The organism is Thermoplasmata archaeon, from assembly GCA_038851035.1.
In the GTDB taxonomy this organism is placed as follows: domain Archaea; phylum Thermoplasmatota; class DTKX01; order VGTL01; family VGTL01; genus JAWCLH01.
Map to the genome: position 1 here is coordinate 31,067 of JAWCLH010000024.1, position 14,534 is coordinate 45,600.

Below are 14,534 nucleotides of genomic sequence, written 5' to 3' on the forward strand. Positions count from 1 at the left end.
GAACTCGATTCTGGCACTGCGATTCTCGCACCGGGTCCCACTGAGCAATGGCCGCAGGGTAATGGAGAGCGCCGCCTCTCTGAGCAGGTCTCTGACTATCTCCCGGACCTCCTCTTGAGCTTTCTGTATAGCCAGTGAAGAAAGAATGGTGCGATTATCCAACCGGTGACCAAAAGGTAGAGGGCCTCGACGCCGAGCTGTAGCGCCAGCACGCTCGTGAAGGCGATCAATGTTCCGAGGAACAGCCAGAGGAGGAGCATCGGGAGGTGGAAGCGGTACCGGCGGTCTCCGGGCAGGGTGCCCGACTCCCTCTCTTTCTCGACTCCCATCTGACGTGAACCCTCGCCCGGATGAAAGCGGCGCTCTCTATCGACTCTCGGACCCCCTGATTCCTCCCGGCGCTGAGGCCCCCGGTTCAAGGGAGACACTCTGGAGGGCTGTGGCTCTGAATGTCCGGGGCCACTTGGCTTCCCGGCCACCGTGGCTCGCTGGGAGGGTGGGGGAGGAGACCCTGCGGGCCTGCCGCTCCCGCCCCCCTCTTTTAACTGAAAACGCGCGCGCACCATCGCCCCCTCCTCCCCTCCGCCCTGAATTCACCGCGGCTCAATTAATTTATGGCCCCCGCAAATTCTACTCTCCAGCGGAGATCCGCTCGAGAAGTGAGAGCGCAACCGCCTCCGCCTTTTTAGCGAGGTTTCGCGCCCTGTTGTAGTCCATTCTGTATGAGGCGGCCATTGCCTCCGCCAGAAGCCTCTCGCACTCCCGGAGCTCGAGACCGGCGGCCTTCCCAGCGCGAATCGCCTCTCTGGCATCGAGAATCGCGGCCCTCATAGCGTCCTTCGTGACGGCGCCGTCCTCCAGCGGCCTGAGGTTCCTGAAGAAACCGACGGGAATTCCCTCCCCATTCTCTCCATCCGGCGCGGGTTCCGGCACGGGCTCCGCCTCGGGCGGGTCCCGACCCGATTCCCTCCCGCCGGCAGAATATCCGGAGCCGCCGTTGGCAATCAATGGGTAACTCCTTGCACTCGCAGGCTGCAAAGCGTTGACTTCCCCGAGCCGCCCCCCGGCCGCGCTGCCCGGATGGAATGGGACTGTTGGGGACGCCGATGCTGCGGGTGGAAATGGGGGATACGCGCAGGGGGAGGTGACGGGAGGAGCCACGGGGCTCTGGATTAGGTGAAAGTCATTCGCTTGGGTGGGGGAAGTGGGAAGTGCGGTGGCCGGACCCGTGGGTGGTGAGAGCGAATGGAGCGGCCTGAGAGCGGGGTCTTGCGGAAGGTGCGAAGGGCTGGTGGCTGATGGGGGCGGCATGTCGGCCCCCGCCTCGTTGGCCCTAGGCGCGCCGGATGACTCCGCCGACGGCGTGAGCGGGAGCGAATCGCGTGAGTGCGCAGGGAGTTGCGACGCGCCTTCCCTGGCTCCGCCTCTACGCTTCCTGCGCACCGCGAGCGCCGCTGCACAAACCGCTAGGGCACTCCCCGCGGCAGCAAAAAGGAGGGTCGGCCAGAATCCAGAGAGCACATCACGAAGCCCGCCGGAATTCGATGCCCGTTCTACGCTCACGGTGACGGACGCCGTCGCCGCGAGCTCCCCGTCAGACACCTCGAGAACTATTAAGTGTTTGCCGGGCCCGAGCCTAGCCTCCATCGAGGCTCCGCGCCCGAGAACGGTTCTTCCCTCCCTCCATGTGTAGGTCAAGACGTCCCCGGCATCGGGGTCGACCGCGCTCCCGATGAAGGTGATTCTATCGCCCTCCATGAAACGGCTCTCATTGCCCGGAGCCACGATGGTGACGCTCACTGGTGGGTCGTTCACGTTCTCGACAACTATCGTCAGCGTGCCCGAGGCCTCGGCTCCCTCCCTGTCGCGCACCAGAACTCGGACCCTGTGAATTCCGACGTCCTCGTTGCCCGGAACCCACCTCAGAACCCCCGTTGAGGAGTCCAGCTCGACGAGTCTGGAGGTCGTGGAGAAGGTCAGGGAGTCACCGGGGTCGACGTCGTACGCCTCAAGCACGTACTCCACCTCCTCCCCCTGCTTGACCGTCAGCTCCCGGCCGTCCTCGACGACCGGCGGGTCGTTAACGTTTTGGACGACGAGCAGGCAGGGACGGGTGGCGAGCTCACCCACGCTGTCCGAGACGGAGAACTTAAGAATGTGCTCTCCGACGTGGGAGTTCTCGAAAAAGAAGCTGAGCTCGCCCGTCGCGGGGTCGGCCGAGAGGCCCTCGATGTCGCTCTCCACAGAGTAGCTCAGCGAGTCTCCGGCGTCAATGTCCTCAGCGACGATCCGGTACTCGAAAAGCTCGTCCTCGAGGGCCTCCAGACGCTCGGGGCACTCGAGCTCTGGGGGGTCGTTGCGGTTCTCCACGGTGAGGTTGAAGGAAGCGCTCGAGGAGGCGCCCTTCGTGTCCTCCACGGATATCGTGACAAGATACCTTCCCACCTGCTCATTCGTCGGTGTGAACACGATGGCGCCAGAGACGGGGTCGATGTCGAATAGGGGCGAGTCGTCGGAGAAGCTCAGGTTGTAGCTCGGGTCGTCGACGTCGTGGGCCCGGACCGCGAGGGAGAACTGGAGGTCCTCGGGTGCGATCTGATCCCTGATATTGGATACCGTCGGAGGGTCGTTCACGGGTAGGACGGTGGCGTTGAAGAACAGGACCGCTGTGAGTCCCGATGAATCCGTCGCCCTGACCGCGAACTCCCTTGTTCCGAACCAGTTCAAGTAGGGCGAGCGAAAGTCGAGCGTGTGGCCGTCGGCGCCGAGCTCGGCCGTTATCCTCCCGTCCTCGGGCGAGACGACGAGCTCGTACCCCAGCCGCTTGTCGCGGTCGTCGGTGGCGTAGTCGTCAAGGTCGAGGAGCGCCGGGGCGTCGGTGTCCTCGTCGAAGCACACCGCGCCGGGAGGGACGGGCCGGAACTCCGGCGGCCGATCGAAGTCGAACTCCGCGCGGTTCACCGCGACCACGCCACCTGTCTTCGAGGCCATGCACAGGACCACCTCGGCCACCATCCCGGAGCCCGCAAAGGAGTCGATCAGAGCCTGGGCCGGAGGCCTGAGGAAATCGTCACCGATGACCACGGTGCCTCTGAGCTCGCCCGCCATTTGGTACTCGACAATTCCATCGGCGCCTATATCTACCGAGAGGTCTGTGGGCCAGACGGGGGAGGAGCCGGTCACGGTGAGCTCGACGAGCTCCGTCTCCACTCCACAATATATCAACCCATAAGGTCCCATCACGAGAATATTGACCATTCCCTCGCTGTCGACGCATCCCTGGGCACCGGCCTGAATCGCACGCGAGACGGAGTGGTACTCAAAGTCCGCGCCCTCGTATTCCACGCTCCCGACGCACTCCCACGAGCCTGAGCGGTAGAGATAGACGGAGGCCTCGGTCCAGTCCAGAAGGAGGTCGAAGCCTGTGCCAACCCACCTCACCCTGAGCCCCGAAACACTCGCCTCCGTGATTTTGAATCTGAAGAGCTGGTAGGGGCTGCCGGGGCCATAAGTGATGGTGGTGTGGCCGACGCCGTCCTCGTAAGAGAGGTCGGCGCAGGCCGCCTGTGGAATCACCTGGGACTGGAACGATGACGGGGGACTCTTCGGCGAGGCCTCCTTCGTCGCCCCTTCGTAGGCCCTGTTGCCCGCTCCGGAGGGATTCGTCCTCCGGTCGCTCGGGGGAGGCAGGGCGGAGCGGCCCTCGAGCTCGAGCGAGGCTTTGAGAACCCTCGCCGGCACTGGAGCGGATATCCTGAATGAAGTGTCGGAGCCCCCCGAGAATGGAAACGTGATGACTGTGCGAGAGGAAACCGCGCCCCCGATTTCGCCTGATGGCTCGCCTGAGGGCGGCCCGGCCCCATCTCCCTCGGTCTGACCCGTTTCTGGGATACTGCCCGTAACTCCCGCCGCTCCAGCGGCGGCCCAAACGTTCGAGAGCGCAAAGGCGAAAAGCATCACGGCTGCCTTCACTTTGCCGTCCATTCAACCCACCCTTTCCTTTCACCATCAGAAAAAAACTCACAGCCTGTTTATTAAGAGCGCGTGGTAGGTACCAACAAGATGGAGCGCTCCCGGGCCTCTGCTGCTCGCGAGGCCTCCGCATCCGGGGCCCATGGCGCGGCCAACTTCGCAGTGGGGCCTCCTGAAACGCCTGAGATGGCGAGGCGCACTGGGAGGGAGAAAGATATTATTATATTGGCTCTTGCATTGTAGATTCATGACCAGCCCCAGGCCTGAGCGCAGCACTGTCCCCGGGCAGCGTCCGGAGAGAGCGTTCCAGAAGAGGCGCCGCCATCGCCTGTCCGGATGGCTACCAGCGGTCCTCATCGCGATTCTGCTTCTCCCATCCCTCCAGACGATTCCGGCTGGCTCCCCGTCCTCTTCCGACAGAGCCGTGGGAGATTCCCAGGACACGGAGCCTACTTGTCGCGCCATCCGCAACAACCCATGGCCGATGTTTATGAGGGACCCATCCCACACATCCAACGCGGGCTCGTTCGCGCGGAAGCTGACCGACCCCCTGCTGCTCTGGAGCACCGACACGTCGGTCGAGTCCCACACAATGACTATCGGCAACTTCACCGCCAACATTATGCTCAACGCAACCCCAGATTATGGACGGAGAACCCTCCACATCGCCTTCATTGACGGGGGCCAGGCAGTCGTTGCGGAGGCCGCGACGGGGGTCTTTATGTGGCAGGCACCCCTGACCGGAACGCTCCTCGCGGCGCCGACGCTCACCGACTTCAACGACAATGGGAGGCAGGAGCTAGTCGTGGTCTCGGCGCAGGGAACGGTCACCTGCTACGAGCCCATTCTCGAGTGGAACGGGTCGGCGTACCAGTGGAACAACACGAACCTGACCTCACAGAGGCTCTGGGAGAGGTCACTTGGGGCCGAGGTCATCTACTCCTCACCCGCGGTTGGGGACATCTCAGGAGATGGGACGCCGGACCTCGCAGTCTGCGCGGGGGCGACGCTCTACGTCCTCAACGGAGCGAACGGAAGCGTCTTGTGGAGCGCCGGGCTACCCGGGAATCTCGCCTCCTCACCGGTACTACTAGACTACGGCGGCGGGGGCCTCTGGGTCGCGGCACAGTCGTTCAATGGAACAATCACGCCTTTCTTCCTAGACAAGACATATCTGACCCTCTTCAGCAACAGGGGCCTCGAGTCTTGGAACAGGAGCATCTCCCTGAGCACAACCTTCACAACCTTCACCTCACTCCCCTCGCCCGTCGCCGCGGACCTGACCGGGGACGGCTTCCCGGAGCTACTCATCCTCTCTCCGTTCGAGTCCGGGAGCGGGAGGCTCCACGCCTTCAAGCAGGACGGCTCGCCTGTCTGGAGCCCCATCCAGATGGCGGGCCAGTGCGAGGCCCCCCCTGCAGTCGGGGACTTGAACAACGACTCAACTCCAGACATCATAGTGGCCTCCTGGAACTTCACGCTGATGACCGGCAACGCCCGCGTCTCCGTGGCCGCCGTGGACGGGAGGAACGGAACGGAGCTCTGGACAAGGACGATTGACCGCACGAGCGACATTCTAATGACGGAGAGGGTCGTCTCCGCGCCCGCGCTCGCGGACCTGAACCGCGACGGCAGGAGCGACATCGTCCTCTCGCTGTGGAACGGGAGGGTTGAGGCCCTCGATGGGAAGGATGGGAGGGACCTCTGGAGCTACACAAGCTCTGCGCGCGCTTCGGTCCTCTCGAGCCCCTCCATCGCAGACGCCGAGCTCGATGGCTTTCCGGAAGTTTTCGCCGATGGGCTAGCGCTCACGGAGAGGATAGGGGACCTCGTCCTCTCCCCAGAGGACCTCGTGCTCTCTGACGACGCGCCCGACGAGGGGGACCGCGTCCAGGTCACGGCGTTCGTCCGAAATACGGGCACCAAGGACCTCAACAACGTCTCGGTGCTCTTCACCGATGTCTACGACGGGACCGAGGTCTGGAGCGCGAGGGCTGTTGTGAACGTGAGCGCGAGGGGGAGCGCGGGGGCGACCGTGACCTGGCCCACGGCGGGGGGAGGGAGACACAGGATAGTCGCCCTCGCAGACCCCTCGAACGAGCTCGAGGAGGTTTCTGAAGGGAACAACGGGGCCTGGCGGGAGCTCAACGTGAGCTCGCCCTACACCTTGGGCGCCTCGTGCGGGACGAACGAGAGCTATATCAACGCGGGAGAAGAGGCCGCCTACTTTGTCGAGGTGAGGAACCTGGGATCGGTCGCGCAGAGCGTGTCCGTCAACGTCACACGCGCACCTGCGCACTGGACGGCCGCGCTCAACCCACAGCGCCTCGAGCTCGACCCGAGCGAGAGCGCCAGCGTCCTAGTGACCGTCAGGTCCCCATCGAACGCCTCCGCTGGAGGGTACGTCGTGAACGTGACCGCGTGGTCCGGGGAGTCGCCCGTGAACAGGGCGACAGTCACCCTCACGACCTTTATCAGGGGCCGCTACGGCGTCAGAATCTCGCCGGCCCACTGCTCCACCGCCGTCATGCCGGACGACTGGGCGCTCATCAGGTTGACCGTGACCAACGTGGGGAATGCCGCCGACACAATAACGCTCGACAACACCACCCCGCCCCCGGACTGGCGGGTCTTCCTCAGCCACTACTCGGTCGGGCTCGAGGGGGGCGCGAGCATGATTCTCAGCGCGAGCGTCAAGCCCCCTCCCTATGCTACCGAGGGGGACGCCGCCACAATTCAGCTCATCGCAAGGTCCGCGGGCGACCCCTCCCAGACGGACACAGCCACGCTGCAGGTCGTCGTGGCGATTCCGGACCTGGCGGTCGTGGACATGAGGTTCCTGAGGGCCGACGGAGTGGAGGCCGACGGCTCGAGAGTTCACCTTGTTGAAAACGGGAGCGCCACGGTGGTCCTGAGCGTGATGAACCTCAGGGAGAACGTGGACGTGGGCGGGGTGAGGGTGGTTCTCGAGGAGGGGGAGATCAGCATCGGACAGGAGTCACTGGGACTTCTAGAGAAGAGCGCCGGTTGCAGCGTCAGAATTCCCTGGACCCCCGGGGAAGGCCGGCACTATCTCTCCGCATCCGTGGACCCAGAGAACATGATCAAAGAGACTGACGAGACCAACAACATACTCTCAGCCGTCGTTGATGTGAAATCCCGATACCCCTCAGGGCCCTACGTTCTCAGCGGGACGGTCTACAAGCGCGGGGGCGTGCCGGTTTCAGGCGCGTCTGTGGTGGTAAGCAACCTCCGCACGATGGAGAACGTTTCCCTGACCACCAATGGCCTAGGGAAATATTCCACAGAGCTGTCCGCCATGCCCGGGGGCTACCAGGAGGAGGACAGGGTGATGCTGACCGCCACGGACGGCCTCACAACCTGCTCGACAACGCTCCTCGTCTACTCCGAGGATGGGGGAAAGACGGTGGACCTCTTCCTCATCCCCGGACCCTACGACTTTTTCATGGCCGCCGAGAGGACTCAGCTCAACACCGACCCCCAGATTCCGGCGCTATACAAGATATGGTTGACCAACGTGGGTTCCAAACCCAACACGCTCCTCGTCAACTACTCCACCCTCCCCCAGGGCTGGACCGCGGCGCTGCTCGACTCCTCCGGAAAACAGGCCTCGCTGCTCACCCTTGCGCCCAACCAGACGGACTATGTCCAGCTCGGCCTCACCCCGCCCGCAACTGCCAGGGCCGGGAGCAGGGCCGGCGTGAGGGTGACGGCGACCTCCCTGAACGAGAGCTCCGTCTCCAGATACATCGACACCGTCACGACCGTTAATCAGGTGTTCGGCGTGGCGCTGGAGGCCTCTCAACCCCCGCGCCTGAGCCCCGGCGCTAGCGGCTCCGCTTCGCTCACCATCAGGAATGCCGGCAACGGCAATGACACCTTCGACCTGAGCGTGAGCGCACCCGCGGGCATCGCTACGGAGCTCGATTCCCCGAGCGCCCAGCTGGGGCCCTTTGAGGAGACTGTGGTCCGGCTGAACCTGACGCTCTCGCTCTCGCTACAACCCGGCACCTACAACCTCAGCGCGACGGCCCGCTCCCGCTACTCGCCGGCGGTGCTCGAGTCGAGGGCGGACATCAGGGTCGTCGTGGAGCCCTTCACATACCGCGTCGTGGTCACGGGCGGCGTGGGGTCTCTCCAGCAGGAGGAGTACGGGAGCGTGAACTTCACGGCCAGAAACACGGGCAACATCAGGGAGACGTTCCTGCTGAGCGTGAGGCCCGACAGCCCCTCCAGCCTCCCCGGGGACTGGAGCTACTCGATAAGAAGGGATGGCGCACAGGTTTCGAGCGTTACCCTGGACCCGGACGAGAGCCTCCGGCTCGAGCTCAGGGTCGAGCCCCCGGCCGAGACCCCCGGCATCTCGAGGGTGAACTTCAACCTGACGGCGAGCTCGACCACCGACCCCTCCAGCTCCCACTCCAGCATCCTCTCCCTCGCGATCGAGCGTCCGGACCTTTACATCGAGCGAACGATTCAACTCAGCCCGACCAGCCCGCGCGCTGGAGAGAGAGCGAGGCTCTCCGTGAGCATCCGGAACCAGGGCTTCTGGGACTCTCCGCCGGTGCTCGTGCGCTTCTACGACGGCGAGAGAATTCTGGCTGAGGTGATTTCCCAGCCGGTGCCCTTCGGCTCCGCAGTCGAGGTGCAAACGGAGTGGAAGGCGGTCGCGGGTGGCCACACGATAAAGGCCGTGGTCAACCCTGAGCACCCGTCCCACACACGGGTCAAAGAGCTGAGCTACATCAACAATGATGTTTCAAGGTACGTGCAGGTCGGGGAGGGCGAGGCGGAGGTGCCATGGGGCGCGCTCGCGGCTCTCGCGGTTGTTCTGGCGGCCGCATCCGCGGGCTACATCCTGTACAGCCGCAGGGGCGGGACGAGGCCGGGCCGATTGCGCCGGAGGTGCGGCGAGCCGGGGGAGGAGGGATACGAAGAGGAGGAGGGCGAGGGAGGAGATTACGGAGGGGGCGAGGCGGAGGGGGAGGATTATGAGGAGGGTGGGGAGGAAGGAGGGCACCATGAGGAAGGGGGTGAGGAGGGTTCCGAGGGCGATGAGGGGGCGGAGGGACGCGGTGCTGAGGAGGAGGTAGGGGCGGCTGGGGATGAAGCGGATGAAAGCTACGGGAGAGGTGGGCGGGCTGGAGAGGAGGGTGTTGTTGTGGGAGAGCTTGTTGAGGAGGAGGGGGGCGTGGGACCCGCTGCGGTCGGTGAGGGGCGCGGGAGGCGAGAGAGGGAGGGAAGCGAATTCCGAAAGGAGGGGGCCGTGGCCCGGAAGAGGAAGCGGCCCCCGCCCGAGGCGAGGAGCTTCGAGATGCCGTCGGTGATAAGAATCGGCTGAGGGCGCTACAGGGCTCACTCCCACTCAATCGTTCCCGGCGGCTTGTGGGTGATGTCGTAGACGACCCTGGTGACCTGGGGAATCTCGTTCGTGATTCTGGTCGAGATGCGCTCGAGGACCCTGTGGGGCAGGGGGAAGAAGCTCGCGGTCATTGCCTCCTTGCTCACCACGGCCCTGACCGCAACAACATAACCGTAGGACCTCGAATCGCCCTTCACCCCGACGCTCTTCGTGTCCGTGAGGACGGCGAAGTACTGCCAGGGTCTCCTCTCGAGCCTCGCCCGCTCGATCTCCTCAGTGACTATCCGGTCTGCCCTCCTCTCGATATTGAGCTTTTCTTCAGTCACTTCGCCCATTATCCGGACCGCCAGACCGGGCCCGGGGAAGGGCTGCCTCCAGACCAGCTGGCGTGGCAGGCCGAGCTGGCGCGCCACCCTCCTGACCTCGTCCTTGTAGAGGTCACGAAGCGGCTCCGCGATTCCCCTGAATTTTATGTCCGCTGGAATTCCCGCGACATTGTGGTGTGTCTTGATTCTGTCCGAGTGCCTCCTGAACCCAGACTCTATTCTATCCGGATATATGGTCCCTTGAATCAAGTACTCAGCGCCCTCGCGCCGCGCGACCTCCTCGAAAACGCGGATGAACTCCTCGCCGATTATCCTGCGCTTCTGCTCCGGGTCCGCGACGCCCCTCATTTTTTGCATGAAGCGCTCCCTCGCGTCGACGCAGACGAGCTTCATCGGGAACCTCGAGAAGGTCCGCGCTATGAGCTCCGGCTCCCCCTCCCTCATGAAACCGTGGTCCACGAAGACCGCGACGAGCCTCTTTCCTATCGCTCTCGAGGCGAGCAGTGCCGCGGTGCTAGAATCGACTCCGCCGCTGAGGCCCATGATGCTCCTTCCCCTGCCTATTGTGGCTCGGAGCTCCGAGACCGCCCTCCTGACGAACCCGGCCATCGTCCAGCCGCGCCTGCAGCCGCAAACCCTGAAGACGAAGTTCGAGAGAATCTTCCGGCCGCGCGGGGTGTGGACGACCTCGGGGTGCCACTGCACACCGTAGATTCTCCTCCTAGGCTCCCTGAAGGCGGCCACGGGAGCGTCGGCTGTTCTGGCGAGGGTCTCCCAGCCCTCGGGCAGGGAGAAAACGGTGTCGGCGTGGCTCATCCAGACCCTCTCCCGGCGCCCCAGACCGGCGAGAAGCGTGCCGGGGCGAAGGATGGTCGCCGTCGTCGCCCCGTACTCCCTGCCGCTCGAGCGCCTGACGTCGCCCCCGAAGTGAAGGGCGAGGAGCTGGTGGCCGTAGCAGATGCCCAGAACCGGCAGTCCCATCTCGAGGATGCGGGGGTCGAATCGCGGAGCACCCGGTTCGTGGACGCTCGAGGGCCCTCCCGAGAGAATCAGGCCCCGGACGCGCAGCCGGGGCCCCATCGCCGTTATCCCCTCAGGAGAGATGTCCGGAGGAGCGATTTCGGAGTAGACCCGCAGCTCCCTCACCCTCCTCCCGATGAGGTGGCAGTACTGGCCCCCGAAGTCCAGAATCAGAATCGTGTCCAGCCCGCCAGAGCCTCCCGGCCCGCCCCGGGCCCTTTTGCCGTTCCCGTGAGCGCCCTCTGCCGAGGACCGCCTCCCCACCATTTCCATCACCCGCAACTCAGTTGGAGGGGGCTCCCCTCCCCCGGGCGAATGTGTTCTGAATCAGGGCCCTCCCCAGAGCGCCGAATGCGCTCTCGACGTTCTCCCCCGTCTTTGCGCTGCTCATGAAGAGACTGGCCCCCATCCCATCCGCCACCGACGCCGCCTCCGCTTCAGTGTACTGGGCGTGGGTCTTCAGGTCGCTCTTGTTTACTATGAGCACGATGGGAATCTCACCGCACACCCTCCGTATCGATTCCGCCCAGCGGGGGACGTTGCCCAGCGTCTCCCGGCGGGTAAGGTCGGCAACGACGATGGCGCCCTCCGCGTCCCTGTAATAGGTCGGCTTGATGAAGTCGAGCGTCCTCTGGCCCGCGATGTCCCATATTATCATCTTCAGCCTGTAGCGCTCACCCGTCGAGACCCTCTCCACAGCCATCGTCCTCTTGACCACCTTCGCCCCGATGGTCTCGATGTACCTGTCGTCGAAGACACTGAAGACAAAACGCGCCACAAGGCTCGTCTTCCCGACGGCCGGGTCGCCGAGCATGCAGACCTTCTTCATCAATATCGGCTCCGGGGGTGAAGGGGCATCCGCCTCCTCCTCCGTCAGAAACCAGTCCATGAACTCGTTGATACCGGGCCCTCCGTCCGTCCCCATCGGCCCCACCAGCGTGACGGGAATGGGGCGCGGGGCTTATCAAATCTGCCCTGCCGACGCCGCCTGCGAGCGCGCGCAATCCCACGGGGAGCCACAGGGGCGGGCGCTCACCGTACCGCCAGCCACCTCATTTCCCGCCGCCGCGCTTCCTCGCTCGCCGCGCCGCCCAGAGAACCACGCCAGCGACAAGAATGGCAATGACCGTGAGCGCAGCAAGAATCAGGACACGGCCGCCCTCGAGAGGGCCCGCTTGGCCTCCACCGGCGTCTATCGGCCTCTCAAGCACGAACTCCATAATCCTGACATTGCCGGCCGCGTCCCGGGCGCAGAGCTCAATTGTCTTCGTTCCACCGGACAGGAGGACCGTGTGGCTGAAGCCGCCGTCGGCCGATAGCTCCACGGTGCTGCCGTCCACTGTCAGCCGCGCCCCGGGCTCCACCACGCCCACGAGCGCGACCTCGGAGGCCCTGACCACGCTCCTGTTTGCCGGCGACAGAATCGTTATCGTCGGCGGGATGAGGTCCACGATTATCCTTCGGACAACGCACGCCGTGTTGCCTCCCCTGTCCCTAGCGACCACCAGGACCTCATGGGTCCCCTCCCCCAGCTCCACGACTGTCTCGAACGCTCCACTGGCCTGCACCGTGGTCATCTCACCGTTGATTGTCAGGCTGCAGCCCCTCTCGGTCGTGCCCCTGAAAACGATTCCTGTCCTGTTGACCAGGAGGCTCTCTTCAAACGGCTCCTCGAGCTCGAGCGTGGGGGGCTCGGTGTCAACAAAGAAGCTCGCGCGGGAGGAGGACGAGAGGCCCGCGGCGTCCTTCGCCCTGAGCTCGATGACATGCTCTCCGTCCGCGAGACCGGAGAGCTCGCGGGACCACTCCCCGCTTGCCCTGTCGCTCCACACCAGCACCCCGTCGAGCCTCAGCTCGGCGATAGTATTGCTCTGGTTGTCTCTGCAAAGGGCCTTGACGACGAGCGTGGTGCTGTTGGTTCCGCTCCCGTCCTCCGGCTGGAGAATTCTCGCCTCCGGCGGCTCCCCGTCCGTGAAGACGAGGGCGACCTCCATGCTCCGGTCAACGGCGACGGAGCGGCTGACGTCCTCCAGACCGCTTCTTGAACCGAGAATCGTGTGGGCGCTGAGGTTGGTGGACCCATCCCTGGTCAGGAGCTCCTGAACCGCCCTCACCCACCTCACCCGGCCGTCGGGTCCCACGGGCCCGTCGAAGAGGACGAGCTGACGCGAGTCCCTTATCACAACTCTGGCGCCCTCCACACCGGCACCGCTCTGCCAGATCGCGGCCACCGATAGGTGCCATGCGACCTCCATGCTGGAGCTGGAATCGTTGAAATGGACCCGGTCGGCCCGGAAGCTCACGTTGGTCAGCCTCAGGGCGCAGCGGGCGAGCCAGATGTCCAGAACAGTGCCCCGGAGGGTGGTGTTGTGCACGGAGAGGTTCGCTCCGTCGCATATCAGGGCGCCCGGGCCCCCGGCCAGCTCCGCGCCCGCTATCAAAGCCGAGCCCCTGATACAAACACCGGAGTCGGCGAGCTCCCCGCCCTCCCAGCCCGCGTCGCGGATGGAGGAATTCTCCACCACCAGCCGCCCTCCGCTCTCCACGCAGAGGCCGTAGGCCCCGAAACCCTTCGCCGCGCCCAGCGAGCTGACCTCGAGAAGCCGGAGCTCCCCGCCCCCGCGGACCAAGACGCGCTTCCTGTCCCCGGCGCTCGAGAGCATCTGGAGCGACGAGGAGCGCAGGGTCAGCGCCCCTCCACCCTCGACCGTCAGGTTCCCCCGGAGGGAGACGGATGAGCCGAGCCACTCCGTGTGGGTATTGACGCTCCACTCGGCGCTGGAGTCCGGGCTCACGTAAACCCCGCCCCTCCTGTTGCCAGCGATGTTGTTGTTCAGGAGCCTTGGAGAGGATGAGTTTTCGATGTAAATCCCCCACTCGTTCCCGGATATCGTGCAGCCCCTGAGCTCCGGCGAGGAGTAGCGACACCAGATTCCCCTGTCAGCGTTTCCGGAGACGTTGCAGCCCGAGACCGTCGGAGAGACCTGGCCGTGGATGAGGAGGCCGGCGTTGCAGTCCGTTATCGTCGTGTCAACGAAGGAGGCCTCGGAGCTGTGGACATAGATGCCCCAGGAGGTCATGTTCGCCTCGAAGAAGCCGACGTTCCGGATGGTGCAGGAGCGCAGCTCGGCCCTCGCGCCCGAGTTGATGATGAATTTGTAGGGCTTCGCGGGGTCCGATGCGGAGAATGTCACTCCATCGGCCAGGAGGGCCCCGCCCCTCTTCACCTCGATTCTGAACTCACCCCTCTCGTAGCAGTCGAACACTATCTCCCCGCCCCTCAGGTTCAGGGTGCCGTCTTCGTAAATGATTATGCTGCCCATCATGACCAGCGTGGAGCTGAAGGTCGTGTTGTCGCGTATCTCCCAGTCGCCCGACTCCGGGGGCGGGGTGTGGGCGGCCGCGGGCCGCGGGAGGAGAATGAGAAGAGCGAGGGCGCAGAGCGCTCCAAGCCCGACGGCGGCGCCGGTGAGACGCAGGGGTCCGGAGCTCATCCACCCATCCCCTCCTGCCGGTGCGCGGAAATAAAAGGAGTGGGCGATAATAAAGATATGCACGCGTGCGCGACCCTTGTTCTCTGGAGAGCCTTTGCTACAAGAGGTCGAGGGAAAGTTCGGAAAGCAGGTACTGTTGTGGCAACCCTTGTTCTACTGGAGAGGCTTTGCTACACCCTGCCGGGATTGTGATACTCCGGCGGAAACAGTGTTGTGGCAACCCTTGTTCTCCTGGACAGGCTTTGCTACAAAGAAAGAGGAAGGATGGATAAGGTTCGAGGACTATGATGTGGCAACCCTTGTTCTCCTGGATAGGCTTTGCTACGGAGATGACGGGAC

General features: G+C 64.4%; 6 protein-coding genes. 1 reads left to right on the forward strand and 5 read right to left on the reverse strand.

Features of this window, described 5'->3' with window-relative positions; all coding sequences use genetic code 11:
• Positions 1-95: 95 nt before the first annotated feature.
• Together QW379_08000 and QW379_08005 are read right to left on the reverse strand one after the other, a co-directional pair.
• On the reverse strand, positions 96-329 hold the full coding sequence (locus QW379_08000; protein ID MEM2870342.1) for a hypothetical protein: 234 nt from the start codon (positions 327-329) through the stop codon (positions 96-98).
• Between the two features lie 301 nt (positions 330-630).
• On the reverse strand, positions 631-3,984 hold the full coding sequence (locus tag QW379_08005) for a putative Ig domain-containing protein (protein ID MEM2870343.1): 3,354 nt from the start codon (positions 3,982-3,984) through the stop codon (positions 631-633).
• 235 nt (positions 3,985-4,219) lie between these two features.
• Between QW379_08005 and QW379_08010 the strand changes: the two genes are divergently transcribed.
• Positions 4,220-9,334 (forward strand): CARDB domain-containing protein, encoded by a 5,115-nt coding sequence (locus QW379_08010; protein ID MEM2870344.1) that lies wholly within the window; start codon positions 4,220-4,222, stop codon positions 9,332-9,334.
• A gap of 14 nt (positions 9,335-9,348) precedes the next feature.
• On the opposite strand, the gene guaA is transcribed toward QW379_08010, so the two are convergent.
• The 3 genes from guaA to QW379_08025 form a co-directional block, all read right to left on the reverse strand.
• On the reverse strand, positions 9,349-10,974 hold the full coding sequence (guaA, locus tag QW379_08015; protein ID MEM2870345.1) for a glutamine-hydrolyzing GMP synthase: 1,626 nt from the start codon (positions 10,972-10,974) through the stop codon (positions 9,349-9,351).
• Between the two features lie 10 nt (positions 10,975-10,984).
• A complete protein-coding gene (locus tag QW379_08020) occupies positions 10,985-11,626 on the reverse strand; it encodes a GTP-binding protein (protein MEM2870346.1) in 642 nt (213 codons plus the stop codon).
• A gap of 127 nt (positions 11,627-11,753) precedes the next feature.
• Positions 11,754-14,195, reverse strand: a complete 2,442-nt coding sequence (locus QW379_08025; protein MEM2870347.1) for a right-handed parallel beta-helix repeat-containing protein — start codon at positions 14,193-14,195, stop codon at positions 11,754-11,756.
• Positions 14,196-14,534 lie beyond the last annotated feature (339 nt).

Excerpts from the sequence above, each read along its gene's own strand:
- QW379_08010 (MEM2870344.1), top strand. The coding sequence starts at position 4,220 with ATGACCAGCCCCAGGCCTGAGCGCAGCACTGTCCCCGGGCAGCGTCCG.
- QW379_08005 (MEM2870343.1), bottom strand. The coding sequence starts at position 3,984 with ATGGACGGCAAAGTGAAGGCAGCCGTGATGCTTTTCGCCTTTGCGCTC.
- QW379_08020 (MEM2870346.1), bottom strand. The coding sequence starts at position 11,626 with ATGGGGACGGACGGAGGGCCCGGTATCAACGAGTTCATGGACTGGTTT.
- guaA (MEM2870345.1), bottom strand. The coding sequence starts at position 10,974 with ATGGAAATGGTGGGGAGGCGGTCCTCGGCAGAGGGCGCTCACGGGAAC.
- QW379_08000 (MEM2870342.1), bottom strand. The coding sequence starts at position 329 with ATGGGAGTCGAGAAAGAGAGGGAGTCGGGCACCCTGCCCGGAGACCGC.
- QW379_08025 (MEM2870347.1), bottom strand. The coding sequence starts at position 14,195 with ATGAGCTCCGGACCCCTGCGTCTCACCGGCGCCGCCGTCGGGCTTGGA.